The sequence below is a fragment of the Rhodococcus sp. PSBB066 genome (genome assembly GCF_017068255.1).
GTDB lineage: Bacteria > Actinomycetota > Actinomycetes > Mycobacteriales > Mycobacteriaceae > Rhodococcus > Rhodococcus aetherivorans.
On record NZ_CP070859.1, the window covers coordinates 4,385,582 to 4,410,898 of the forward strand.

The 25,317-nt window shown below is 72.4% G+C and carries 24 protein-coding genes; 9 read left to right on the top strand and 15 right to left on the bottom strand.

Annotated elements, in window-relative coordinates:
• Positions 1-89: 89 nt before the first annotated feature.
• The 3 genes from JYA75_RS19865 to JYA75_RS19875 all read right to left on the bottom strand — a co-directional run bounded on the left by JYA75_RS19865 (position 90) and on the right by JYA75_RS19875 (position 3,864).
• Positions 90-1,631, bottom strand: a complete 1,542-nt coding sequence (locus JYA75_RS19865; RefSeq protein WP_185712716.1) for a serine/threonine-protein kinase — start codon at positions 1,629-1,631, stop codon at positions 90-92.
• Between the two features lie 83 nt (positions 1,632-1,714).
• Positions 1,715-3,250 (bottom strand): glycerol-3-phosphate dehydrogenase/oxidase, encoded by a 1,536-nt coding sequence (locus JYA75_RS19870; RefSeq protein WP_050035117.1) that lies wholly within the window; start codon positions 3,248-3,250, stop codon positions 1,715-1,717.
• Positions 3,247-3,864 carry a TetR/AcrR family transcriptional regulator gene (locus tag JYA75_RS19875; protein WP_065922631.1) on the bottom strand — a complete coding sequence of 206 codons (618 nt, stop codon included), beginning with the start codon at positions 3,862-3,864 and terminating at the stop codon, positions 3,247-3,249. Before JYA75_RS19875 ends, JYA75_RS19870 begins: the two co-directional genes overlap by 4 nt.
• Positions 3,865-3,884: 20 nt before the next feature.
• Here JYA75_RS19875 and JYA75_RS19880 point away from each other — a divergent pair, with 20 nt between their 5' ends.
• Entirely contained in the window at positions 3,885-5,507 is a 1,623-nt protein-coding gene (locus JYA75_RS19880) for an FAD-binding oxidoreductase (RefSeq protein ID WP_044476648.1), read from the top strand.
• Positions 5,504-6,409, top strand: coding sequence for a diacylglycerol kinase (locus JYA75_RS19885; RefSeq protein ID WP_006948271.1), 906 nt, complete (start codon positions 5,504-5,506; stop codon positions 6,407-6,409). Before JYA75_RS19880 ends, JYA75_RS19885 begins: the two co-directional genes overlap by 4 nt.
• Here the strand turns inward: JYA75_RS19885 and JYA75_RS19890 are convergent.
• Positions 6,391-7,110: a PIG-L deacetylase family protein gene (locus tag JYA75_RS19890; protein ID WP_006948272.1), complete on the bottom strand. Its 720-nt coding sequence runs from the start codon at positions 7,108-7,110 to the stop codon at positions 6,391-6,393. The two genes, JYA75_RS19885 and JYA75_RS19890, sit on opposite strands and share 19 nt — an antisense overlap.
• A gap of 57 nt (positions 7,111-7,167) precedes the next feature.
• Here JYA75_RS19890 and JYA75_RS19895 point away from each other — a divergent pair, with 57 nt between their 5' ends.
• Positions 7,168-8,502, top strand: coding sequence for an alpha/beta hydrolase-fold protein (locus JYA75_RS19895; RefSeq protein ID WP_029543331.1), 1,335 nt, complete (start codon positions 7,168-7,170; stop codon positions 8,500-8,502).
• Positions 8,499-11,015 carry a DUF2156 domain-containing protein gene (locus JYA75_RS19900; RefSeq protein WP_185712715.1) on the top strand — a complete coding sequence of 839 codons (2,517 nt, stop codon included), beginning with the start codon at positions 8,499-8,501 and terminating at the stop codon, positions 11,013-11,015. The genes JYA75_RS19895 and JYA75_RS19900 overlap by 4 nt, the downstream gene beginning before the upstream one ends.
• Positions 11,016-11,030: 15 nt before the next feature.
• On the opposite strand, the gene JYA75_RS19905 is transcribed toward JYA75_RS19900, so the two are convergent.
• Positions 11,031-11,204, bottom strand: a complete 174-nt coding sequence (locus JYA75_RS19905) for a hypothetical protein (RefSeq protein ID WP_029543328.1) — start codon at positions 11,202-11,204, stop codon at positions 11,031-11,033.
• 217 nt (positions 11,205-11,421) lie between these two features.
• Between JYA75_RS19905 and JYA75_RS19910 the strand changes: the two genes are divergently transcribed.
• From JYA75_RS19910 to JYA75_RS19920, 3 genes are read left to right on the top strand one after another with little or no spacing between them, the layout of a single operon-like run.
• On the top strand, positions 11,422-12,018 hold the full coding sequence (locus tag JYA75_RS19910) for a biotin transporter BioY (protein ID WP_006948276.1): 597 nt from the start codon (positions 11,422-11,424) through the stop codon (positions 12,016-12,018).
• Positions 12,019-12,040: 22 nt separating this feature from the next.
• A complete protein-coding gene (locus tag JYA75_RS19915; RefSeq protein WP_029543325.1) occupies positions 12,041-12,721 on the top strand; it encodes an ABC transporter ATP-binding protein in 681 nt (226 codons plus the stop codon).
• A complete protein-coding gene (locus tag JYA75_RS19920) occupies positions 12,718-13,323 on the top strand; it encodes an energy-coupling factor transporter transmembrane protein EcfT (RefSeq protein WP_006948278.1) in 606 nt (201 codons plus the stop codon). The genes JYA75_RS19915 and JYA75_RS19920 overlap by 4 nt, the downstream gene beginning before the upstream one ends.
• A 15-nt stretch (positions 13,324-13,338) precedes the next feature.
• Here the strand turns inward: JYA75_RS19920 and JYA75_RS19925 are convergent, their stop codons facing one another.
• From JYA75_RS19925 to pgsA, 5 genes are all read right to left on the bottom strand, one after another.
• Positions 13,339-14,148, bottom strand: coding sequence for a hypothetical protein (locus tag JYA75_RS19925; RefSeq protein WP_029543323.1), 810 nt, complete (start codon positions 14,146-14,148; stop codon positions 13,339-13,341).
• A 40-nt stretch (positions 14,149-14,188) separates the two neighbouring features.
• Positions 14,189-15,004 (bottom strand): PspA/IM30 family protein, encoded by an 816-nt coding sequence (locus tag JYA75_RS19930; protein WP_003935651.1) that lies wholly within the window; start codon positions 15,002-15,004, stop codon positions 14,189-14,191.
• Positions 15,005-15,198: 194 nt separating this feature from the next.
• The gene (locus JYA75_RS19935; RefSeq protein ID WP_006948280.1) at positions 15,199-15,597 is read right to left on the bottom strand and encodes a helix-turn-helix transcriptional regulator; all 399 of its coding nucleotides are present in this window, start codon (positions 15,595-15,597) and stop codon (positions 15,199-15,201) included.
• Between the two features lie 145 nt (positions 15,598-15,742).
• Positions 15,743-16,243, bottom strand: coding sequence for a CinA family protein (locus tag JYA75_RS19940; RefSeq protein ID WP_050035111.1), 501 nt, complete (start codon positions 16,241-16,243; stop codon positions 15,743-15,745).
• A gap of 4 nt (positions 16,244-16,247) precedes the next feature.
• Positions 16,248-16,976 (bottom strand): CDP-diacylglycerol--glycerol-3-phosphate 3-phosphatidyltransferase, encoded by a 729-nt coding sequence (pgsA, locus tag JYA75_RS19945; protein ID WP_102799888.1) that lies wholly within the window; start codon positions 16,974-16,976, stop codon positions 16,248-16,250.
• A 60-nt stretch (positions 16,977-17,036) separates the two neighbouring features.
• On the opposite strand from pgsA, the gene JYA75_RS19950 reads away from it, so the two are divergent.
• Together JYA75_RS19950 and JYA75_RS19955 are read left to right on the top strand one after the other, a co-directional pair.
• Positions 17,037-17,564, top strand: a complete 528-nt coding sequence (locus JYA75_RS19950) for an amino-acid N-acetyltransferase (RefSeq protein WP_170914076.1) — start codon at positions 17,037-17,039, stop codon at positions 17,562-17,564.
• 40 nt (positions 17,565-17,604) lie between these two features.
• A complete protein-coding gene (locus tag JYA75_RS19955) occupies positions 17,605-17,889 on the top strand; it encodes a YciI family protein (RefSeq protein ID WP_050035110.1) in 285 nt (94 codons plus the stop codon).
• 26 nt (positions 17,890-17,915) lie between these two features.
• Here the strand turns inward: JYA75_RS19955 and JYA75_RS19960 are convergent, their stop codons facing one another.
• The 5 genes from JYA75_RS19960 to dapA form a co-directional block, all read right to left on the bottom strand.
• The gene (locus JYA75_RS19960) at positions 17,916-18,902 is read right to left on the bottom strand and encodes a TerC family protein (RefSeq protein WP_006948285.1); all 987 of its coding nucleotides are present in this window, start codon (positions 18,900-18,902) and stop codon (positions 17,916-17,918) included.
• A gap of 210 nt (positions 18,903-19,112) precedes the next feature.
• Positions 19,113-21,785 carry a DNA translocase FtsK gene (locus JYA75_RS19965; protein ID WP_185712714.1) on the bottom strand — a complete coding sequence of 891 codons (2,673 nt, stop codon included), beginning with the start codon at positions 21,783-21,785 and terminating at the stop codon, positions 19,113-19,115.
• 90 nt (positions 21,786-21,875) lie between these two features.
• Positions 21,876-22,499 (bottom strand): TIGR03085 family metal-binding protein, encoded by a 624-nt coding sequence (locus JYA75_RS19970; protein ID WP_029543318.1) that lies wholly within the window; start codon positions 22,497-22,499, stop codon positions 21,876-21,878.
• Positions 22,500-22,575: 76 nt separating this feature from the next.
• Complete coding sequence (locus tag JYA75_RS19975; RefSeq protein ID WP_006948291.1) at positions 22,576-24,393, bottom strand: ribonuclease J; 1,818 nt, start codon at positions 24,391-24,393, stop codon at positions 22,576-22,578.
• The gene (gene dapA, locus JYA75_RS19980) at positions 24,390-25,298 is read right to left on the bottom strand and encodes a 4-hydroxy-tetrahydrodipicolinate synthase (protein WP_006948292.1); all 909 of its coding nucleotides are present in this window, start codon (positions 25,296-25,298) and stop codon (positions 24,390-24,392) included. Before dapA ends, JYA75_RS19975 begins: the two co-directional genes overlap by 4 nt.
• Between the last annotated feature and the right edge of the window lie 19 nt (positions 25,299-25,317).

The window sequence follows — 25,317 nt, forward strand, 5'->3', positions numbered from 1 at the left end:
CGACGGGCCCGAATCCGGGGACGGCCACCGATCGGCGCGGAGATCGGCGGCAACAGTCCCACGGCGTGGCCGTTCCGCGGCGCCGGCGGTCACGGATACGCCGACCAGAACTGGAGCACCTGCTCGCGGGTGGTGACCGTTCCGTTGTCGATGATCAGCAGTTCGTCCTCGTCGAACGTGTAGCGAACAGGTCCGGCCACGACGGTGAATCCGGCGGCGGCCGGGGCGGCGTCGGCCAGTTCGATGTCGGCACCGTCGCTGAGCCGCAGGCCCTTGTAGTAGAGGCGATCGAAGTCGTTGCGGCACACCAGGACCCGCGACTCCGACGTGCGCGCCACCGCGACGGCCTCGTCGGTCGAGTTGCAGCGCGGCCCGATGTCGTCGTCGAAGCCCCGGGTGTCCGCCTGCGCGACCGGGATGCGGTCCGGGCGGCTCTGCGGCGGGGCCGTGGTCGTCGGTGCGGACGAAGTGGTGAGGAGGTCGGTGACCTCCGCCGTGACCGTCGCGGGGGGCGGCACCACCGGACCGGGGCTGTCGATCTGCCCGGTGGCCGAGGTGTCGGCCCGCACATCCGGCTCCGGCGCCTCGCCGCGGCCGGGCAGGATCCACGTCAGCGATCCGACGAGCGCGAGGCCCACGATCGCGGCGCCCAGCAGCACGAGCAGCGGCCGACGGGAACGCGACGTCGGGTGTCCGGGCGGGGCGGTCGGACCGGCGGACACGGGGGCGGGTTCGGCGGCGGTGAACGCCCGGGTCGGCGCGGTGACGGGCTCGGTGACCGGCTCGGTGAGAGCGGCACGCGCGGCCGCGGCCAGCGCACCGCACGTGGGGAAGCGGTCCTCGGGGCGCTTGGCCATCGCGCGGGCGATCACATCGTCGAACGCGGACGGCAGGTCCGGCCGCGCCGCGGTGGGGCGCGGCGGGGGCAGATGCAGATGCGCGTGGACCAGATGGGCCGGCTCGGACCCCGGATACGGTGGCCGCGTCGTGAGCAGCTGATAGAGCGTGCACCCGAGGGCGTAGACGTCGGTCCGGGGGCCGAGGGGCCGCCCCTCGATCTGTTCGGGGGACGCGTACTGCAGGCTGGCGACGAGCATGCCGGTCTCGGTGACCGCCGTGCTGTCGAGGCTCTTCGCGATCCCGAAGTCCGCGAGCAGGACGCGCTCGGGTTCGCTCGCCCCGCTCGGCGTGAGCAGGATGTTCGCGGGCTTGACGTCGCGGTGCAGTATCCCGTGTGCATGCGCGTAATCGAGCGCGCGGGCGGTCTCGGACACGATATGCACGGCGCGCCCCGGAGGCATCGGTCCCCTGCGCAGTGCACCCACCGCGTCGGTGCCGTCCACGTACTGCATCGCAATCCACAACTGGTCGCCGACATTGCCGCGGTCGTACACGGTGACGATGTTGGGATGTTCGAGCCGCGCCACGTGGTCGGCCTCCCGGAGGAACCGGCTGCGGTTTCCCGGGTTCGCGGTCGCCGACGGGTCGAGCAGCTTCAGCGCGATGAAACGCGGCAGGTTCGGATGCCGCGCCAGGTAGACGCTGCCCATCCCTCCCGTGCCGAGGCGGCGTTCGATACGGTACCCGGCGAACACGGAGCCGGTCTGCAGTTCTCCCACGGTGTCGTCCACTCCCGAGTCCGTCGCGGCGCCCGCCCGACAGCCGTCTCAGAATATCGCGCACGTGAAGAGTGCCGGGCCGGACGCTCCGGCGGTCAGGCCGACACATCCCCGGCGGCGTCGAGCGCCCGGGCCCGGTCGCCGGGCACGAGCCCGATCCGGGTGCGGCGGTCGAGGATGTCGTCGACGTCGAGGGCGCCCTCGTGGGTGACGGCGAATTCCAGTTCGGCGCGGCTAATGTCGAGCCCGGGGACGATCGGTTCCAGCCGGCGCGGGTCCGCGGCGAGCAGGGCCGCCTCGGTGCCGTAGCGCCGCACCAGGTTCGCCGGGGCGGCGACGGTGCGCAGCACGGCAGGAGTCGCGGCGCCGACGAGGGGGAGCCGCTGGGTGCGGCACGGCCCGACACGCAGTCCGGCCGTCTCGACGGCCGCGTCGACGGCGTCCTGCGCCATCCGCCGGTAGGTGGTGAGCTTGCCGCCGACGATGCCGATCGGACCGGACTCGGAGCGCACGACCGCGTGCCGGCGCGACAGGTCCGCGGTGCCGCCGCCGGTGTCGGTACCCGGCGCGGAGGAGTCGAGCAGCGGCCGCAGTCCCGCGAAGGTGCCGAGGACGTCGTTGCGGGTCAGGGGCACGGCGAGGGCGGTGTTGGCGGTGTCGAGGAGGAAGTCGATCTCACCGTCGGTGGCCTGCGGGACGTCGGGCAGCGCGCCGGGCGCCTCCTCGTCGGTCAGTCCCAGATAGATGCGGCCCAGCTGGGCGGGCAGCGCGAAGACGAACCGGTTGGTGGCGCCGGGAATCGGCACGGTGAGCGCGGCCGTGGGGTTGCCGAGGGCGGCGGCGGCGAGCACGAGGTGGGTGCCGCGGCTCGGTCGCAGCCGGATCGACGGATCCACCTGTCCCGCCCACACGCCCGCCGCGTTGATCACGGCGCGGGCCGTCACCCGCACCTCGGTGCCTGTGAGGGTGTCGCGCAGGGCGGCGCCGTCGGCCGTGACGGAGTGGGCGTCGACGCGGGTGAGGATGCGGGCGCCGTAGGAGGCGGCGGTGCGGGCGAGGGCGACGACGAGCCGGGCGTCGTCGACGAGCTGGCCGTCGTAGGCGAGCAGTCCCCCGCGCAGCCCGTCGCGCCGGACGGCGGGGACCAGGTCGGCGGCGCGCCCCGCGCCGATGCGGCGCGAGCGCGGCAGCACCGCGGACGGCGTGTGCGCGGAGACCCGCAGGGCGTCGCCGGCGAGGAACCCGGTGCGCACGAGCGCGGCCTCGCCGCGGCCGACCGACGGCAGCAGCGGCACCAGCTGCGGCATCGCGCGCACCAGGTGCGGCGCCGTGTGGGTCATGAGAATTCCCCGCTCGACGGCACTTTCGCGGGCGATACCGATGTTCCCGGTGGCGAGATAGCGCAGGCCGCCGTGGACGAGCTTCGAACTCCACCGGCTGGTGCCGAAGGCGAGATCGTGCCGTTCGACGAGGACGACGCTCAGGCCGCGCGACGCGGCGTCGAGCGCGGCGCCGGCGCCGGTGACACCGCCGCCGACGACGAGCACGTCGACGGTGGGCCGGGCGGCGAGGTCGTCGAGTTCCCGGCGGCGGCGGGCGGCGTCGAGGGCACTGGAGGCGGGTCCGGTCACGGGCGATCCTCCCCGGAGGGTGCGAGATAGGTGTCGACGGCGTGCGCCAGCTCGGCCAGCAGGGCCGCCCGGTCGACCACCTCGGTGACCATCCCGGCGGACTGCACCACGGACTGGGCGGTGAGCAGCACGAACGCGGCGAGCGCGCGGACGTCGCCGGCGCGGACGGTGCCGTCGCGCTGGCCGAGGACGAGCGCCCCGGTCAGCACCTCGAGCACTGCGTGCTGGCTGGTCCCGAGCCGGTCCACGATGTACGTCATGAGCAGGTCCGGGTCCGACCGCAGGATCTTCTCGAACAGCGGATGTGTGCCGATCTCGTCGACGGCCGTCACGACGGCCCGCACGACGCGCGGCCGGACGGGCCCCTCTTCGCGGAGATCGGGCAGGACGGCGCGGATCTCACGGGTGAGAAGGTCCGCGACCAGGGCACGGGTGTCGGGCCAGCGACGATAGACCGTGGGGCGGCTGACACCGGCGCGCCGCGCCACCTCGGCGAGGGTGGTGCGCCGCAGTCCGAAGTCGAGCAGGCACGAGCGGGTGGCGTCGAGGATCTGGTTCTCGACGGTTGCCGCCGGCGGGCCGGAAGACCGGATCTCATCGTTACGAATAGACATTGTATGTAACACTGTAACGCATGACTGTGAGGTTCACACCGCAACACCCCACCGCCGCAGCCGAGATGGAGTGGGACGCGTGGGGCACGGCGGACCGCCGGAAGGAACTCGGCGAGGGCGTCCGCACACTGCTTCGACAGGCTCTCGGCGTGGACACCGAGCGCGCCCGTTCGCTGCCCGAGACCGCCGTGCGGCTCACCCCGTCCCGGCTGGGCACCCGGCACCACCAGGGCCTGCGGCGCATCGTCGGTCCGGAACACGTCGCCGACGACGACGCGGCCCGGCTCCGTCACGCCGGCGGCAAGAGCACCCTCGACCTGCTGCGGCGACAGAACCCCGGCCCGCAGGACGGTCCCGACGCGGTGCTGCGGCCCGGCAGCCACGACGAGGTGCTCGCCGTACTCGACTACTGCACGGGCGAGGGGATCGCCGTCGTGCCGTTCGGCGGCGGCACCAGCGTCGTCGGCGGGCTGGATCCGGTGCGCGACGGCTTCGAGGCCGTCGTCGCAGTGGACCTGCAACGGATGAACGCGCTCACCGATCTCGATCCGGTCTCCGGTCTGGCGACGCTGCAGGCCGGCGCGACCGGACCGCAGGCCGAGGAGCTGCTCGGTGCCCACGGCTTCTCGCTCGGGCACTTCCCGCAGAGCTTCCGCCACGCGACCGTGGGCGGGTTCGCCGTCACCCGATCCTCCGGCCAGGCCTCCGCGGGCCACGGCCGGTTCGACGAGATGGTCGAGCACCTCGTCGTCGCCACCCCGCGCGGTACCGTCCGGGCGGGCCGCGCCCCGGCCTCGGCCGCGGGCCCGGACCTGCGGCAACTGTTCCTCGGGTCCGAGGGCCTGTTCGGCATCGTCACCGAGGTCGGCGTGCGAATTCACCCGATTCCCGCCGCGACCGCCCACCGCGCCTGGTCGTTTCCCGACTTCGCCACGGGTGCGGACGCCCTGCGCACCCTCGTGCAGACCGGCGCCGTCCCCACCGTGCTGCGCCTGTCGGACGAGACCGAGACCGCGACGAACCTCGCGTTGCACGAACACATCGGTGCGACCGCCCCCACCGGATGCCTGGCCGTGACCACCGTCGAGGGCACCGCCGAACACGTACGAGCCCGCGCCGCGGAGGTCGACGCCCTGCTCTCGACCCTGGGCGGCACCGACCTCGGAGAAGAGCCGGCCCGCGCCTGGGAGCAGGGACGGTTCGACGCGCCGCACCTGCGCGACGCCCTGCTGCGGGTCGGGGCACTCGCCGAGACCCTCGAAACCGCCACCACGTGGAGCAATCTGGCGCGGCTGCGGACGGCGGTGACCGATGCGCTCACCGCCTCCCTGCAGGAACAGGGCACCCCGCCACTGGTGCTGTGCCACATCTCGCACACCTACCCCACCGGCGCGTCCCTGTACTTCACCGTCGTGTGCGCGCAGACGGACGATCCCCTCACGCAGTGGTCGGCGGCCAAGCGCGCCGCCACGGACGCGATCATGACGGCCGGCGGCACCGTCACCCACCACCACGCGGTCGGGCGCGACCATCGGCCGTGGATGGCCGACGAGATCGGGACTCTGGGCACCGGCCTGCTCCGCGCGGTCAAGGACGCACTCGACCCGCTCGGCATCCTCAACCCTGGAAAGCTGCTGCCGTGATCGAATCCGTCACCGTCCTGACGAACCCGGCCGCGGGCCCGCACACCGCGCGCGCGACGAGGTCCGCCACGGCCCGGCTGCGCGAACGGGGCCTGCGCGTCACCGAGATCGCCGGCGACACCCCGGAACACTCCCTCGAACTGGTGCGCCACGCCGTCGGCGAGGGAACCGGGGCACTCGTCGCGGTCGGCGGGGACGGGCTCGTCTGGCTCGCCTGGCAGGCGCTCGCGCAGACCGGGATTCCGCTCGGCATCGTCCCGGCCGGGACCGGCAACGACCTCGCCCGCGTCCTGCACGTGCCGTCGGATCCGGTGGCGGCGGCCGACGTGATCGCCGACGGGGCCACGCGGACGATCGACCTCGGAAGGGTCCGGGCGCCCGGGCGGCCGGACCACTGGTTCGGCACCGTGCTCGCCAGCGGATTCGACTCCCTGGTCACCGACCGCGCCAACCGGATGCGCCGGCCGCGCGGCCGGCTGCGCTACAACGTCGCGATGGTCGCGGAACTGGCGAATCTCCGCCTGCTGCCGTATCGCATCACGCTGGACGGCGACGACCTCGACGTGGCGGCGACGATGGTGGCCGTGGGCAATGCCTCCACCTACGGGGGCGGCATGCGCATCGCGCCGGACGCGCGTCTCGACGACGGCCTCCTCGACGTCGTGATCGTGACCTCGGCCAACCGGACCCGCCTGCTGCGCCTGTTCCCCACCGTCTACCGCGGCACCCACGTCGACCTGGACGAGGTGAGGGTGCACCGCGCCCGGCGGGTGCGGCTCGAGTGTCCCGGCATCTCCGCCTACGCGGACGGCGAACCGCTCGGACCGCTGCCCGTGGACGTCGAGGCCGTGCCCGGTGCCGGAGTCGTCCTCGTACCCGGCGGTCAGCCCCCGAACGTGTAGAGCTCGAACCCGGCGGCCCGTTCCGCCGCGAACCCGGGCAGAGCGGCCGTGGCCGACTCCACCTGCGCCCGGGCCTGGTCGAGCACGGGGGTGGGCGCGAGTGCCTCGAGATAGCGGCGGTGCTCGGCGAGGGACGCGACGCCGTCCTCGACGGTGTCGGTGACGTCCACTCCGTGAGTGGGAGACGTGGTGCTCACCGCCACCCACCGCACCCCCGGCCACGGCGGCAGACCCTGCTCGGCCAGGTCCGGGAAGATCCACTCGTTCGCCGCGTCGGTGACCGCGTCGAGCACGCTCAGCCCCAGGGCACGGTGGTCGGCGCTGTTGAGGACGCCGGGGAACCACGTGAGCCCGAAATTGCCGGTCACCACCATCTCGGGTCGGTGCCGCCGGATCGCCGCCGCAAGATCGCGGCGCAGGTCCGGCCCCGCCACCAGGCGGCCGTCGGGATGCCCGAGGAACTCGACCACCTCGACCCCGACGACCCGGGCGGATGCCCGCTCCTCCTGCTCGCGCAGCGGCCCGCACGCCGCCGGCGGCAGGCCCGCGATGCCGGCCTCGCCGCTGGTCGCCAGGACGTAGCGCACCTCCTTGCCCTGTCGGGTCCACCGCGCCACCGCGGACGCCGCGCCGTACTCGATGTCGTCGGGGTGCGCGGCGATCACGAGCGCCCGCTGCCAGTCCTCCGGTACCGGTTCCATTCGTCCACTATCGCCGATCACGATGCGGGGGTGGGGGCCTCGCGCATACTGGACGGCGTGTCGTGGTCCGGGCTCGTCGAAGCAGCGCTCGACGTGCGGTTGACGACGACGGCGGCGGCCGTGGTGTTCACCGTCCTCACCGTCGCGGGCCTGGCCGCCCTGGCCGCGCGACGGCACCGCCGCTGGCTCCTGACGGGGATTCCGACGGCCGTCGCGCTGACCCTGGTGCTGGTGGTGCTCGCCGCCGTGCTCGTCGAGCAGGTGTGGCGACCGTTCCCGGATCGGTTGCCTCGGGATGTGTACGCGTGGACCGCCGTCGCCGTCCTCGCCGTCGCGCTCCTGGCCGGCCGGTGGCTCGTCCGCCGCCGGGACCGGGCGCGTCCGCTCGTCGCGGCCGGCCTCGTCGTCGCCGCACTGGCGGTGGTGGTGGCGGGCGCGGGGCGGATCAACGCGGTGTTCGACGCCTACCCCACCGTGCGTTCCGCCCTCGGCATGACCGACTACCGCACCGTGCCGCTCGACGCGGCCCTGGCACCGGCCACGGCGACGGTCGCTCGGCGGCCGCTGTCCGAGACCTGGTCGCCCCCGGCCGATCTGCCCGCGACCGGCGCGGTGACGACCACCCCGATCCCCGGCGCAGTCTCGGGATTCCGCGCCCGCGACGCGCGGATCTACCTGCCACCCGCCTACTTCGCCGACCCGCGCCCCGAACTCCCGGTGCTGGTGCTGCTCGCCGGCCAGCCCGGCAGCACCGACGACTGGCTGATCGGGGGCCGGCTGCCGCAGATCATGGACGCGTTCGCGGCCGGGCACGAGGGGCTGGCACCGGTCGTCGTGCTCGCCGACGGCACCGGCGGCCAGTTCGACAACCCGCTGTGCGCCGATTCCCGCCTCGGCAACGCCGCGACCTACCTGGCGCTCGACGTGCCCGCCTGGGTCCGCGAGCACCTGCAGGTCGACGACGATCCGGCGGGCTGGGCGATCGGCGGGCTCTCGTACGGAGGCACGTGCGCGTTGCAGCTCGCGACCGCCCGCCCCGAGGTGTACCCCACGTTCCTCGACTTCTCCGGCCAGGCCGAGCCGACCCTCGGCGATCGGGACCGCACGATCCGCGAGGTGTTCGGCGGCGACACGGAGGCGTTCGCGCGGAACAACCCTGCCGACCTGCTGGCCCGCAACCGCTACCCCGGCTCGGCAGGGGCGTTCGTCGTGGGCCTCGACGACAGCGAATACCGTTCGGGAATCGAACAACTCACGACGGCGGCCCGGGCCGCCGGCATGGACGTCCACCTCACGGAACTGCCGGGAGCGCACAGCTTCGCGGTGTGGTCCGCCGGACTCGAGAAGGAGCTGCCGTGGCTCAGCCGCCGACTCGGCCTCGTCGCCCCGTGATCGCGCGCAGCGGCGCGGCGCTGCGCCGGGCCCCCGTCGCTCTGACCCTGCTCGCGGCGATGTGGGTGCTCGCGATCGCCACCGGGTCCGTGTGGCGCGGGCCGTCCCACGACCTGGCCCTCGACGTCTCCCTCGGCACCCGTAGCTTCGGCGAGGGGCATCCGTGGGTGCTCTGGACGTCCGGGCTCTTCGCGTCCGGCCTGGGCGAGTACGTCCTGTCGAGCGTGGCGATCCTCGCCGTCGCGGTGCCGGTGGAGAACCGCCTCGGCAGCCGCAGATTCGCACTCGCCGCGGCGCTCTCGCAGGGTGCGGGTGCCGCGCTCGCCCTGCTGGTGGCGCTGCTGGCGTCGACCGTGCCGAACTCGTGGGGCTTCGAGCTGCACGGGCACCTGACCGAGGATCCCCTGCCGTGGGTGCTCGGCACCCTGCTCGCCGCCACCGCGGCGATGGGCACGCTGTGGCGGCGCCGCATCCGCACCCTGGTGCTGGTGTTCCTCGTGACGAGCGCCCTGTTCGCGGGGCACCTGCAGGACGTGGTGCGGCTCTGCGCGGCGCTGGCAGGCCTGTTCCTCGGACCCGTGCTGTTCGGCCGCGCGGCCCGGGGCCCGGCGCTCGGCGGCACCGTGCGGGAGCGTCGCACCCTCGTGGCGCTGGTGGTCGCCGCCAGCGTCCTCGGCCCGATCCTGGCGGCGTTCTCCCCCCACGCCATCGGGCCGCTCTCGGCGCTGCGGGAGTTGTTCGACCAGGTCCCGTACAGCGCACGGGAACTGGTCGACATCTGCGCCGACCCGGCCCTGCGCGACGAGTGCCGCAAGGGGCGGCAGGCGCTGCGCCTGTCCGGGATCGGACCGCTGGTGATGAACCTGATGCCGTCGGCGGTGCTGCTCGTGGGAGCGGAGGGACTGCGCCGGGGCCGCCGCGCCGCGTGGCTGCTCTCGGTGTGGGGGCACGTCGCCCTGATCGCGGTGGCCGCCGTCAGCGCGGTCGTGCAGATCACCGAGCAGGAGGAGACCCGGTCGCTGCTGTACGGCACCCGCCGCACCAGCTCGGTGTACATGGAACTCGCTCCGCTGCTGGCCCTCGTCGCGGTGCTCGTGCTGCTGCTGATGACCCGCCGGCTGTTCGGGGTGCGCGCCCCGCGCGGGACGTATCCGCGGGTGTGGCTGGGCACCGCCGCCGCGGCGGGTGCCGCGCTCGTCACCTACGTGGTGGTGGGGGCGCTGCTCGCCGACGGCTTCGACCGCGACCCCGGCGCCGCCACGCTGGTGCGCGACGCGCCGCGACGTCTCGTCCCACCCGTGTATCTGCAGCTGTTCGAGCCGCCGGTACTGCCGCTGACCCCGGCCGCCACGCTGCTGTTCGAGTGGGTGGGGGTGCTGGTGTGGGCCGCGTTCTGCCTGTTGATGGTCCGGAGCTTCCTGGTCCCCGCTCTCGGACACGATCCCGGCGACGAACACCGGGTGCGTGCACTGCTGCACTCCCCCGGCGGCACCTCGCTGTCGTGGATGACGACGTGGCCCGGCAACCACTACTGGTTCGGCGAGGACGGCCGGCACGCCGTGGCCTACCGCGTGCACTCGGGTGTCGCCCTGACCACGGGCGACCCGGTGGGTGATCCGGCCGGCCTGGAGAACGCGATCGACGAGTTCGCCGCGTACTGCCTCGGCAACGGCTGGACCCCGTGCTTCTACTCCGTCGGGGAGGACACCGCCGCGATCGCCCGGGACCACGGCTGGAGCTGTCTGCGGGTGGCCGAGGAGACGGTCGTCGCGCTTCCCGGCCTCGCGTTCAAGGGCAAGAAGTTCCAGGACGTCCGCACCGCCCTCAACCGCGCCGCCAAGGACGGCGTGGAGGCGCGGTGGACGACGTTCACCGAGGCGCCGTTGCCGATGACGGAGCAGATCGTCGAGATCTCCGAGGAATGGGTCGCCGACAAGGGCCTCCCCGAGATGGGCTTCACCCTCGGTGGGCTCGAGGAACTGCGCGACCCCGAGGTGCGGCTGCTCCTGGCGATCGACGCGGACGACCACGTGCACGCCGTGACGTCGTGGATGCCGGTCTACCGGGACGGCGCCCTGGTCGGCCTGACCCTCGACTTCATGCGCCGCCGCTCCGACGGCTTCCGTCCCGCGATGGAGTTCCTCATCGCCTCGGCCGCCATGTCCGCGCAGGAACAGGGCCTCGAGTTCCTCAGCCTGTCCGGCGCGCCGCTCGCCGGCGCCGACCCGTCGGCCGGCGCCCTCGACCGCGGCGCCCTCGACCGCGGCGCGCTCGACCGCGGCGCGCTCGACGCGCTGCTCGACCTGCTGGGCCGCACCCTCGAGCCGGTCTACGGCTTCCGGTCGCTGCTCGCCTTCAAGGCGAAGTTCCAGCCGCAGCACCGGCCCATGTACATGGTGTTCCCGGACGCCGCGGCCCTGCCCACGATCGGCATCGCCGTCGGTCATGCGTACCTGCCCGACGTGTCGCTCGGGCAGGGTCGCCGGCTGCTCGCACAGTTGCTGCGGCGCTGAGCCGCCGCGACCACATCACACGTGGGTGATGTGGTCGTCCTTGCTGCCGGCCACGGCCTTGTACAGCATGTAGCCGCCGAAGATCAGCGCGCTCACCACGAGAATCCCGAACAGGTGCTCCGCGAGCGCCCCGACCACCACGAGGGCGATCCACACCAGCGCCACCACACCCACGATCTTCCAGAACATCGTCTTCTCCTTGCGTCGTTGCCGTTCGTTGTCGATCGTGACACCCCACGGTCGGAAAAACACCAGGTCAACGCAGAGATCAGGGAAAGATGGGTGGTTACCCGGAGGCCGGTGCGGCCCTGTTCGGGGGCCGGCCCGGAGCGGGGTGGTGAGAAGGAGCACGCCGCGGCGACATACCCTCGACAGGTTCGGTCCCCTCGTCAGAAGGCTGAGAATCGTGTCCTCGACCCGCCGCACGCCCGCCCGCGACCTGGCGCAGATCGCCGTGTTCGCCGCCCTGATCATCGCTCTGGGTCTGCCCGGGCAGATCACCGTCGGCTCGTCGGGCGTGCCGATCACGCTGCAGACGCTGGGCGTGATGCTCGCCGGGGCGCTGCTCGGCGTCCGCAAGGGCGTGCTGTCGGTGGCCACGGTGATCGTGCTGGGCCTGGCGCTGCCGGTGCTCGCCGGGGGACGCACGACCCTCACGGCGCTGGCCGGCCCGACGGTCGGCTTCCTGCTCGGCTGGCTTCCCGCCGTCGCGGTGATCGGCTGGCTCTCGGCGCGCATGCTGCCCCGCTACCGGGTGCTGCCGGGCATCGCCGTCAACGTCCTCGGTGGCATCGTCGTGCTCTACGTCTTCGGTATCGCCGGCATGCTCGCACGCACCGATCTCACGCTGTGGGCGGCGCTGAGCGCGAACGCCACCTTCCTGCCCGGTGACCTGCTCAAGGCCGTCGTCGCGGCGGTCGTCGCCGCCCAGGTGCACCGCGCCTACCCGGCCCTGCTCAGCCCGAGCGCACCGGCACGCCCGGCCACCGACCCCGCGCGCTGAGCGCCGGGCCGGGCACGACCGCATGAGCGAGATCCGCTTCCGGCAGGTGGGCCACGCCTACGGTGAGCGCACCGTCCTCGACGGCATCGACGTGACCCTCACCGAGCGCCGCGTCGGGATCGTCGGCGCCAACGGCAGCGGCAAGTCCACCCTGGCCCGGATGATCAACGGTCTGGTGATCCCGACCTCCGGCACGGTCACGGTGGACGGCCTGGACACCGCCCGCAAGGCCCGCGAGGTGCGCCGGCGCGTGGGATTCGTCTTCACCGATCCCGACCATCAGATCGTGATGCCCACGGTCGCGGAAGACGTCGCCTTCTCCCTGCGCCGCAGCGGACTGAGCAAGGCCGAGCGCGCGGAGCGGGTACGGCGGGTGCTCGCCGACTTCGGGCTGGCCGGGCACCACGACCACCCGAGTCACCTGCTCTCCGGCGGGCAGAAGCAGCTCCTGGCCCTCGCGGCGATCATGGTCACCGATCCGCAGGTGCTGGTGGCGGACGAGCCCACCACGCTGCTGGATCTGCGCAACGCCCGGCTGATCGCGCGGACCTTCGCCGCCCTCGAGCAGCAACTGGTGGTGGTCACCCACCATCTGGACCTGCTGACCGGCTTCGACCGGGTGCTCGTCGTCGACGGTGGGCGCGTCGTCGCCGACGACACACCCGGCCCGGCGATCGACTACTACCGCAGGCTGGTCGCGTGAGCACCCTGGGCTTGTACCATCGCGCGGCGTCGCCGTTGCACCGGGCGCCCGCGGGCCCGAAGCTGCTGGTCACCGCGGTGCTCATCGTCGCGCTCACGGTGTGGATGCGGCAACCGTGGCAGGTGCCGGTGGCCGGGGCGGTCGTGCTCGGGCTCTACCTGCTGGCGCGGATCCCGCCCCGGCCCGCGCTGCGACAGCTCCGGCCGCTGTTGTGGATGCTCGTGGTGATCGCGGCGTTCCAGGTGCTGCTCGCCGGCTGGGAGCGGGCGGTGGTGGTGTCCGGTCAGCTGCTGGTTGCCGTGGCCCTCGCCGCGCTGGTGACGCTGACCACCCGGGTGAGCGACATGCTCGATGCGATCGTGGCGGGGCTGGGCCCGTTCCGGCGGGTCGGCGTGGATCCGGAGCGGGTCGGCCTCGTGCTGGTGATGACCGTCCGGGCCGTCCCGATGCTCGGCGGGATCGTCGCGCAGGTGACCGAGGCACGCAAGGCCCGCGGGCTCGGCTTCTCGCTGCGGGCCCTGGCGGTGCCCGTCGTCGTGGGGGCGTTGCTGACCGCGGAGGCGATGGGCGAGGCCCTCGTCGCCCGCGGCCTGGACGACTGAGCCACCGGGGCGACGTCAGTACCGGTAGCGGCCCTCGATCTGCCGGATCTCCCGCCACGACTGGGCCCAGCTCTCGAGCCGGTCCGAGGCCGAGATCAGCTCGGCGCGCTGCCGGTCGAGCAGGGCCATCGAACGGGTTCCGTCGGGGGCCGCCGCGAGCCGGGCCGCGGCGGCGACGAGTTCCTCGAATTGGTCGACGCCCGTGTCGAGTCGCTGTCCGGCGGCCGCGACGGCCGCCCCGAGGTGCGCCCCGGCGGCGGCGCTGTCCCGGGCGGCGGATTCGAGCGCGACCACATCCACCGCGACGGCCTCGAGCGCGTCGGAGGCCTCCCGGGCGGCCGCGGCGATCTCCTCGAGGTCGTCGGCGGCGACGGTGCGGGAACGAGCCAGCACCGACAGCAGCTGGGCGAGGCTCTGTTCGTCGCTCGCCAGCCGGGCCATCGGGGCCCGCGCGACGGAACCCGACGGCGGCAGGGCCCGGCGGGCGGGTGCCGGCGGCGGCAGCGGCACGGCGTCGAGGCGCCGGAAGGTACGCACCGCCAGCACGGCGGGCACGACGAGCGCGGCGGTCGTCCCGCCGGTGGCGACGATGGTCCAGTCGGGGGCCGACGCGGCCACCAGCGTCGCGGTGCCGACACCGCTCATTCCGGAGGCTGCGCCGAACAGGCGGGCACGCCGGCGGGCGCGGCGCTTCTTGCGGCGCACCCGGGCCGCGGGGTCGTTCCAGCGGCGCGCCGCCTCGACCACGCTGCCGGTCATGTCCCGGAGCGCAGCCGCGGCCGGACCGGGGAACTGTCCGGTCCGGCCGCGTGCGGGTGTGTTCATTGCGTTGCCGCGTTTCTGCCGTCTGCCATCGACCCCGGCGCTACTGCGAGCCGGCGCTTCCCGCCGCCGACGGCGGTTCCTTGGTGGGGTTGACCGCGGGGGTCGCGGGTGCCGCCGCGCCGGGCAGCGCCTCGCCCTTCATGGAGGCCCGGATCTGCTCGAGACGGCTGTGGCCGGCCATCTGGACGGTGGCCTGCTGGACCTCGAGCATCCGGCCGTGCACCGAGTTCTGCGCGAGCTCGGCGGATCCGAGCGCGGTGGCGTAACGACGCTCGATCTTCTCGCGGACCGCGTCGAGACTCGGCGTGGTGCCGGGCGCGGCGAGCGTCGAGTCCATCGAGCGCAGGGACTCGCTCACGCGCTCCTGCATCTTGGCCTGCTCGAGCTGGCTGAGCAGCTTGGTGCGCTCGGCCACCTTCTGCTGGAGAGCCATCGCGTTCTGCTCGACGGCCTTCTTCGCCTGCGCCGCGGCCTGCAGGGACTGATCGTGCAGCACCTTCAGATCCTCGACGGACTGCTCGGCGGTCACCAGCTGGGCCGCGAACGCCTCCGCGGCGTTCGTGTACTGGATGGCCTTCTCGGTGTCGCCGGCGGCGTTGGCCTGATCCGCCATGAGCACGGCCTGCCGCGCGCTCGCGTTGAGCTTCTCGACCTCGTCGAGCTGACGGTTGAGTTTCATCTCGAGCTGACGCTGATTGCCGATGACGGACGCGGCCTGCTGGGACAGTGCCTGGTGCTGGCGCTGCGCGTCCTCGATCGCCTGCTGAATCTGGACCTTCGGATCGGCCTTCTCATCGATCTTCGAGTTGAAGAGCGCCATCAGGTACTTCCAACCCTTGACGAACGGATTAGCCATGGGAGTGATCCTGCCTCCATCTGGTACGCCGCGGCGAACGCGACCCGGTGCGCGGCCCTCGCGCACCGTTTCCGGTCGGCCGTGTGATCCCCGCGTACCCGGCCGCCGTGTGTCCCGAGCCACCCCCCGGTGGTGACCCGAATTGTGTCGCTTTCGGCCGCGTCCGGCCAGGCCGGCGCGGTCCGTCCTCCATGTTATGCGGCGGCCAGCGCGCGTGCCGCCGGCGGCGGGATCACCACACGCGTGTCCTGCGCCACGAGCGCCGCGTGCTCGGCGGCGCGGGCGTCCGAGTCCCGGGACTTCGGCTCGGCCCCGAGACCTGCCGCCGCCCCGACCGGGGTCCGGCCGCGGGCGGGAACCGCATCGGCAAGCGACTCGCTGACGTCGAAGAGCACGTCGGACAAGGGGACGTCGAGGGCGTCGCAGATCGCGGCGAGCAGTTCGCTCGACGCCTCCTTGCGCCCGCGTTCGATCTCGGAGAGGTAGCCGAGGCTGACCCGGGCGCTGCTGGAGACCTCACGCAGGGTGCGGCTCTGCGAAACGCGGGTGCGCCGAAGACTGTCACCGATTGCCTCACGCAACAACAGCGCCATCCCATCCTCCTTCGTCCGTCGTCGCTCAACCCGTCAACGCACGACGCACGTCGCCGGGTTCCCGGCTCCCCGCCCGGGCACGAAAACCCTGCCGGGCGCGGCTCCGCACGGGTCCGGCTGCCACCGGTACCGCGGTGTCAAGACACTACATCCCCGCGGCGCCGCGCACGCGGGTGAGTAGGCCCGACACGGCGGCACGGGCAGCCCCGGCCCGGATGTCCCACCGGTCCCCGCGCACCGGCGGGCGGGTGACCACCGTGCCGCCCGGCCCGGCGATCCCGAGATACAGCGTGCCCGGCGGGTGCCCGTCCTGCGGGTCCGGTCCGGCCACGCCGGTGATGCCCACGCCCCACGTCGCTCCGCAGCGAGCCGCTGCGCCCTCGGCCAGGGCCGCGGCGGTGGACTCGGAGACCGGCCCGTCCGCCACGAGCCGTTCCGGGTCCACGCCGCCCAGGGTGGACTTGAGGTCGGTGGCGTAGACGATCAGCCCCCCGCGCAGCACCACGCTGGCGCCGGGTACCCCGGCGATCGTCGCCGCAATCAGCCCGGCCGTGAGTGATTCGGCCGTGGCCACCGTCTGCCGCCGCGCGGCCAGGGTCGCGACCAGTTCCGCGGCCGCGGTGCCGGGAACGAGCGGGTCGGGCACCGCCTCACTCCCCGTGCTGTTGTTCGACGCGGTGCACCCCGGCGCGCAGTCGCGCCGCCTGGACCACGTAGTCGATGCCGGTGCCCACCGTCAGGATCACCGCGAGTCCCATGAGGGCGACGGCGAAGGGCATCGCCGCCTCCGGCAGCGGGAGCAGGTACAGCACGATCGCGAGCGTCTGGACCAGGGTCTTGGCCTTCCCGCCGCGGCTGGCGGGGATCACCGCGTGCCGCAGCACGAAGAAGCGCAGCGCCGTGACGCCGAGCTCGCGGGCCGCGATGATGCCGGTCACCCACCACGACAGGTCACCGAGCAGCGACAGGCCCACGAGGGCGGCGCCGATGAGCGCCTTGTCGGCGATCGGATCGGCGAGCTTGCCGAAATCGGTCACGAGTCCGTACTTGCGGGCGAGCTGTCCGTCGATGCGGTCCGTGATCGCCGCGACGGCGAACACACCCGTCGCGGCGATGCGCCACGCGACGTCGTGACCGTCGCCGACGAACAGCACCAGAAGGAAGACCGGCACCAGAACGATCCGCAGCATGGTGAGGATGTTGGCGATGTTCCACAGCGGGACCGGCTCCGCGGCCGCGGGGGCATGCGGCCCGGGAGCCGCCGCCGCACCGCCGGTTCCGGCCACCTCCGGATGCGGCGCGCTCACGCCGGCCTCCGCGCCACGGACGTCGCCGCAGGACGAGGCGGACCCGGGTCCGCCGGGGCGACACGTGAGCATGGGGATCCGACCGGCACACGGACACAATATCGGTAGAGCGACCGGCTACTGTTCACCACTATGACTTCGCGGACGACGGACCAGGAGACTCACGACCGCATCCTCGTACGACGTGCGCGAACCGGCGACATTCCGGAGATCAAGCGGCTGGTCGACATCTACTCGGGCAAGATCCTCCTGGAGAAGAACCTCGTCACGCTGTACGAGGCCGTGCAGGAGTTCTGGGTGGCCGAGACGGCGGGCACCGTGGTCGGCTGCGGGGCCCTGCACGTGCTGTGGTCCGACCTGGGCGAGATCCGGACCGTCGCGGTGGATCCCCGGGTCAAGGGTCGCGGGGTCGGCCATCTCGTGGTGTCCCGCCTGATCGACGTCGCCCGCGAACTCGAACTCGAACGGCTGTTCGTGCTCACGTTCGAGGTCGAGTTCTTCGGCCGGCACGGATTCACCGAGATCGACGGCACACCCGTCACCGCCGAGGTGTACGCGGAGATGTGCCGCTCGTACGACACCGGTGTCGCCGAGTTCCTGGATCTGAGCTACGTCAAACCGAACACCCTCGGAAACACCCGGATGCTGCTCACGCTCTGAGCCGCCCCCTTCCGCCCACCTGTCACGAATGCGAGGACCCATGCCCCTGTTCGCCGTCGAGTACACCTACTCCGAGGCCACCGCGAGCGGCCGCAACGAGCACCGGCCCGCCCACCGCGGCTGGCTCGGCGAACTCGTCGAGGCCGGGACGGTGCGCGCGACCGGCCCGTGGGCCGACGGGTCCGGCGCACTGATCCTCGTCGAGGCCGCGGACGAGCCCGCGGTGCGGGAGGTCATGGCTCAGGATCCGTTCGCCCGTCAGGGGCTGCTCGACGAGGTCCGGATCACGCAGTGGCTCCCGGTGATGGGCGTCTTCAACGACTGACGCCCGTCACCGGCGCGGCGGGAAGGTCAGGTGAGGTCGGCCTTCTCGCTGCGCGTCTTGAGCAGGCTCGCGACGGTCGTCACCACCAGCACGCCGACGATCACGCCCAGCGACAGCCAGGTCGAGATCTCCGGCACCGCGACGTGCTCACCGCCGTTGACGAACGACAGGGTGTTCTCGTGCAGCGCGTGCAGCACCAGCTTGACACCGATGAACGCGAGGATCACGGACAGGCCGTAGGACAGATAGACCAACCGCTCGAGCAGACCGCCGATGAGGAAGAACAGCTGCCGCAGGCCCATCAGGGCGAACGCGTTGGCGGTGAACACCAGGTAGGGCTCGCTGGTGAGGCCGTAGATCGCCGGGATCGAGTCGAGCGCGAACAGGATGTCGGTGAAGCCGATGGCGGCGAGGGCGAGCAGCATCGGGGTGGCGAAGCGCTTGCCGTCGATCCGGGTGAACAGCTTGTCGCCGTGGTACTCGTCGGTGGTCGGGTACACCTTGCGGACCAGCGAGACGATGCGGTTCTCCCGCTCCTTCTCGTGCTCGACCTCGTCTCCGTGCTCGCGGATCAGCTTGATCGCGGTGTAGATGAGGAATGCCCCGAACAGGTAGAACACCCAGCTGTAGGCGTTGATGGCCGCGGCACCCACGGCGATGAACGCCCCGCGCATCACGAGCGCCAGGACGATGCCGATCGTGAGCACCTTCTGCTGGTACTCGCGCGGCACCGCGAAGGTCGACATGATGATGACGAACACGAACAGGTTGTCGACGCTGAGGGCCTTCTCGGTGACGTAACCGGCGAAGTACTCACCGCCGTACGTCGGCCCCCAGATCGCGAACACCACGACGCCGAACACCACGGCGAGGCCGATGAACACCGCCGACCAGAAGCCTGACTCGCGCAGCGACGGCGCGTGCGGTTTGCGGACGTGGGCGTAGAAGTCGAAGACGAAGAGCCCGAGAATCACCAGGATGGTGACGATCCAGGTGAGCGGGGTGACATGCATCGGCAGATATTCCTCCGGTAGGTACAGCTAACCACCGGAGGTCTCTCCCACCTCGGATCGCAGCTCGACGGTGCGGCTTCGAGGTCGGCAGCCCCGGAACGACATCGGTGTCGCACGTGTTGACGGAACTGCCGCGGGTTAGGGGATACTCCCCTCCACGTCTCCCATTCAACCACACGCGGGTCGCGGCATCGAACCGTGCCGCCGGCCCTACTCCGCCGGCGCCGGCGCCGCCCCGTCCCCGCCGCCGCGGATCGAGAACAGCAGGCCGTCGAGTTCCTCCGGTTTGACCAGGACCTCCCGCGCCTTGGACCCCTCGCTGGGACCGACGACGCCGCGGGTCTCCATCAGATCCATCAGCCGACCCGCCTTCGCGAAGCCGACGCGCAGCTTGCGCTGCAGCATCGACGTCGAACCGAACTGGCTCGACACCACCAGCTCGACCGCCTGCAGGAGAACGTCGAGGTCGTCGCCGATGTCGGGGTCGACGTCCTTCTTCTCGCCCGCCTTCGCCGTCGTGACGCCCTCGGTGTACTCCGGTTCCTTCTGGTTCTTGGCGAAGTCGACGACGGCCGCGATCTCCTCGTCGGTGATGAACGCGCCCTGCATCCGGATCGGCTTTCCGGCGCCCATCGGCAGGAACAGGCCGTCGCCCATGCCGATGAGCTTCTCGGCACCGGGCTGGTCGAGGATGACCCGGGAGTCGGTCAGCGACGACGTGGCGAACGCGAGCCGCGACGGCACGTTCGTCTTGATCAGGCCGGTCACGACGTCCACCGAGGGCCGCTGCGTGGCGAGCACCAGATGGATGCCGGCGGCGCGGGCCTTCTGGGTGATCCGCACGATCGCGTCCTCCACGTCGCGCGGGGCCGTCATCATCAGGTCGGCGAGCTCGTCGACGATCGCCAGGATGTACGGGTAGGGCCGGTAGACGCGCTCGCTGCCGAGCGGCGCGGTGATCTCGCCGGACCTGACCTTGGTGTTGAAGTCGTCGATGTGCCGCACCCGGTTGGCCTGCATGTCCTGGTAGCGCTGTTCCATCTCCTCCACCAGCCACGCGAGGGCGGCGGCCGCCTTCTTCGGCTGGGTGATGATGGGCGTGATCAGGTGCGGGATGCCCTCGTAGGGCGTGAGCTCGACCATCTTCGGGTCGATGAGGATCATCCGGACCTCGTCCGGCGTGGCGCGCACGAGCAGCGACACCAGCATCGAGTTGACGAAGCTCGACTTGCCGGAGCCGGTGGAGCCGGCGACCAGCAGGTGCGGCATCTTCGCCAGGTTCGCGCAGACGAAGTCGCCCTCGATGTCCTTGCCGAGCCCGATCACCAGCGGGTGGTGGTCCTTGCGGGTCGACGGTGCGGCGAGCACATCGGCGAGACGCACCAGCTCACGATCCGAGTTCGGGACCTCGATGCCGACCGCGGACTTGCCGGGGATCGGCGCGAGCAGTCGCACGTTGTCGGTGGCCACGGCGTAGGCGATGTTGCGGGCGAGTGCGGTGATCTTCTCGACCTTCACACCCGGGCCGAGTTCCACCTCGTACCGCGTGACCGTCGGGCCGCGGGTGAAGCCGGTGACGGCGGCGTCGATCTTGAACTGCTCGAGCACCTCGGTGATGGCCTCGATCATCTGATCGTTCGCCGAGCTGTGCTGCTTGGGTGGGTCGCCCTCGAGCAGCAGCCCGAGCGACGGCAGGGTGTAGTCGCCCTCGACCACCCGATCGGGCACGAGCGGCTCGAGCTTGTCGTCGGCGGGTGGCTCCTCCGCCGGCGGGACCGGTGCGGGGGCCGCCTTGGGCCGGGTGCGGGCCCGCGGCGGTTCCGGCGCCGGTTCCGGCGCCGGTTCGGGTTCGGGTGCCGGCGACGTGGCGGGCGCCGGATCCGGCTCCCACAGGGGCAGCACCTCGGTGCGGGCGTCGCCGTCGAACTCGTCCGTGGGGTAGTTCTCGACCGGGGTGCGCCGCCGGGTCCGGGTGCGCCGCTCGACGGGATAGCCGTCGGCGTCGAACAGGGTCGGGTCGCGCTCCGGGTCGTAGCCGCCGGCAGGGTCCGGGTCGTACTCGCCGTACTCGTCGTCGGCTCGGTAGTGCAGACCGAAGTAGTCGCGGAACATGCCGGGCAGTTCCCGGATCGTCGTGCCGGTGAGCAGCAGGATCCCGAAGCCGGCCGCCATCAGCAGCAACGGAACCGACAGCCACACCGTCAGACCGTCGGTGAGGGGTCCGCCCACCAGGTAGCCGACGAACCCGGCGCCGCCCTCGCGGCCCGGGCCGTCGTCCGGCATACCCGAGGCGATGTGCCACAGGCCGAGTGCGGGAAGCGCGACGAGCAGCGACCCGAGGACGAGCCGGGGCCGGATCTCCGGCCGCGGCTCGGTGCGCATGAGGACGACGGCGATCACGAGGCCGGCCAGCGGCAGCACCGCGCTGGCGCCGCCGACGACCGCGCGGACTGCGGTCTCGAGCCAGCCCCCGAGCGGGCCACCGACCGCGAACCAGACGGTGCCGGCGACGACGACGCTCGCGGCGATGAGCCCGAGGGCGATGCCGTCGCGGCGGTGGCCGTGCTCGACCTCCGTCACCCTGCCCATCGTGCGGGTGGTGGCGCCCACACCGCGGGCGATCATCGTCCAGCCGCTCCCGATCCCGCGACCGAGCGTGTGCAGGACGCTGCCCCGCGACGAGCGGGCGGGCGCCTTGCGCCGGGGGGTGGTGGCGCGGGCCGGGCGCCGCGCGGCCGGTTGCCGGCGGGTCGTTGTGGCGGGCTTGCGGGTGCTGCTCTTCGTCCGCGACGACGAGCCCGCGGCGGCGGACGAGCCGCGCGCGCCCGACCTCGACCGTGAGGTCGTTGACGACGATCCGCGGGCACCCGACTTTCCTGCCATACCCGTCAGGTTAGTCGCAATGTCCACAACCGAACCATCCGCAACACCGGCATCAGCCGCACGCGGTGGTCACACCGGCGCCGGGACGGATCAGATGCCGCGACCGGATGCGGCGACCTCCGCGACGTCGGCCGCCTCCCCGGACGTCTCGACGCGCACCTCGTCACGGCCGAACGCATGCAGGAGCAGCTCGGCGGGTTCGCCGCGCAGGACCACGGTGCGCGGCCCGCGACGCCGGACCGTCGCGCGGGTGCCGTCGGGGCGTTCGAACACCACCGTGACGTCGGTGCCGCGATAGCCGCGCCGGCCGACCTGCCGGGCCATCTGCCACAGGCGGTCCTGGGTCGACGGGTCGAGCGGTCGCGGCTCCCACCCGGGCGCGGCGCGCCGCACGTCCTCGTGGTGGACGAACATCTCCGCGGCATTGGCGAGTCCGTCGACGAGGTACAGCGGCGACCAGATCGGCGGTCCGGACTCGATGTCGGCGAGCAGTTGCTCCCACGACCCTCCCGCCGCCTCGGCGCGCACCCGCTCGGTGTGCCCGGCCAGGGGTGGCAGGACGATGCCCGGCATCGTGTCGATCCGGCGTTCGCGGACCACGAGGTGGGCGGCGAGGTCCCGGGCGGTCCAGTCCCCGCACAGGGTGGGGGCGTCGGGACCGGTCTGTGTCATGGTGCGGACGAGTGCGTGTCGTTCGTCACGGGCGAGGCTCACGCGGCCCACTGTAGTGCCGGACCGTCCGGTAGCGCCGGACCGTCCGGCACGGCAGGGTGCGGTTGCGCCGGCGCGGCTACGCCGGGCCCGGGACGGTGATCACCGTCGGCACGATCATCGGCCGGCGACGGTAGGTGTCGGACACCCAGCGCCCGACGACACGGCGGATCGCCTGGGCGATGCGGTGGGCGTCGTCGATACCCTCGGCGGCGAGCTCGTTGAGGACCTTGTCCACGAGTTGCGCGGCCTCGGAGAGCGCTCCCGGGTCGTCGGAGAAGCCGCGGCCGGACACCCCCGGGGTGCTCACGGCGCGACCGTTCTCGTCCACGGCGACGGAGATGGAGATGAAGCCGCCCTCGCCGAGGATCAACCGGTCCGACAGGGTCGATTCGCCGACGTCACCGACGGACAGGCCGTCGACGTAGACGTGGCCGACGGGTACCTGTCCGACGATCTCCGCGAGCCCGTCGACGAGGTCGACGACCACGCCGTCCTCGGCGAGCACGATCCGGTCCCGCGGCACCCCGGTCGCCTCGGCCAGCGCCGCGTTGGCCCGCAGGTGCCGCCATTCGCCGTGCACCGGCATCGCATTCGTCGGGCGCACCGCGTTGTACAGGTACAGCAGCTCGCCCGCGGAGGCGTGGCCGGAGACGTGCACCTTCGCGTTCTGCTGGGTGACGACGGTGGCGCCTCGCTTGGCGAGGCCGTTGACGACCGCGAACACCGAATTCTCGTTGCCCGGGATCAGGGAGGAAGCCAGGATGACGAGATCATCGGCCTTGATGTTGATCTGGCGGTGCTCGCCGCGCGCCATGCGCGACAGCGCGGACAGCGGTTCACCCTGCGAGCCGGTGGAGATCAGCACGAGCCGGTTGTCGGGCAATGTCGCGGCGGTGTCGAGATCGACGACGAGCCCGTCCGGCACCCGCAGGTAGCCGAGGTCCTGCGCGATCTGCATGTTGCGCACCATCGACCGTCCGACGAAGGCGATGCGGCGGTTGTACCGCCCGGCGACGTCGACGACCTGCTGGATGCGGTGCACGTGGCTGGCGAAGGACGCGACGATCACGCGCTGGGTGGCCTTGCCGATGACGTTGTCCAGGACGCCGCCGATCTCGCGTTCGGGCATCACGAAGCCCGGCACCTCGGCGTTGGTGGAGTCGACGAGGAACAGGTCGACGCCCTCGTCGCCGAGCCGGGAGAATCCGGCGAGGTCGGTGAGGCGGCCGTCGAGCGGCAACTGGTCGAGCTTGATGTCGCCGGTGTGCAGCACGAGCCCGGCCTCGGTGCGGACGGCGACGGCGAGCGCGTCCGGGATCGAGTGGTTGACGGCGAAGTACTCGCACTCGAACGGGCCGTGCGTGGTCTTGTCCCCCTCGACGACTTCGACGAGGTTGGGCCGCAGCCGGTGCTCGCGGCATTTCGCGGCGACGAGCGCGAGGGTGAACTTCGAGCCCACGACCGGGATGTCGGGACGCAGGCGCAGCAGGAACGGCACCGCCCCGATGTGATCCTCGTGGCCGTGGGTGAGGACGACGGCTTCGACGTCGTCCATGCGGTCCTCGATGTGCCGGAAGTCCGGCAGGATCAGGTCGACGCCGGGCTGCTGGTCCTCGGGGAAGAGCACGCCGCAGTCGATGACGAGGAGCCGGCCCTGATGCTCGAAGACCGTCATGTTGCGGCCGATCTCGCCGATGCCGCCGAGCGCGACGACGCGCAGGCCCTTCGGCGGCGCCTTCGGCGGGGTGCCGAGGCGCCCCGACATGTCCGCCACCTTGCGCGGATCGGGCCGCTGGGTGTTGGCCGAGGTCTGCACGGTCCGGCGCGCGGGCCGGCCGCTGGGCGGTCCGGCGTTGCGGGTGGCGCGGCCCCGGCCGCGCGACGGGCGGCTCACGCGAGCACCCCCGCGGCGTGCAGATCCGCGGCGAGCGCGTCGATCTGCGCAGAGGTCGGCGCCACCTGGGGCAGGCGCGGCTCGCCGACGTCGAGACCCATCAACCGCAGACCTGCCTTCGACGCGCTCACCCCGCCGAGGCGGGAGACGGCGCGCAGGATCGGCATGAGGCTCAGGTTGACCGCGCGGGCGCGGACGAGGTCGCCGGCCTGGAAGGCGTCGTACAGCTCGCGCAGCCGGCCGGGAACGAGATGCCCGATGACACTGACGAATCCGACGGCGCCGACGGACAGCCACGGCAGGTTCAGCGGGTCGTCGCCGGAGTAGAACTTCAGGTCGGTGGTGCCGATGAGCTCGGCACCGGCGTTGAGGTCGCCCTTGGCGTCCTTGACCGCCACGATGCGCGGATGCTCCGCGAGCCGGCGCAGCGTCTCCGTTTCGATCGGCACGACCGAGCGCGGTGGGATGTCGTAGAGCATGACCGGCAGGTCGGTGGCGTTCGCGACGGCCGTGAAGTGGGCGTAGAGCCCGGCCTGCGGCGGCCGCGAGTAGTACGGAGTGACGACGAGCAGGCCGTGGGCGCCGGCCCGCGCGGCGTCGCGGGCGAGTTCGACGCTGTGGGCGGTGTCGTTGCTGCCGGCGCCGGCGATGATCTTCGCGCGGTCCCCCACCGCGGCGAGCACGGCGCGCATCAGCTCGAGCTTCTCGTTCTCGGTGGTGGTCGGCGATTCGCCGGTGGTGCCCGCGAGAACCAGCGCATCGCAGCCGCCGTCGACCAGGTAGGCGGCAAGACGCACACCCGCGTCCACGTCGAGCTTGCCGTCGGCGGTGAACGGGGTCACCATCGCTGTGGCGATGGTGCCGAACGGAAGCTCGACAGCAGAAGCGGAATCACCGTTGGTCATGGTCAGAAGGCTACCGCGT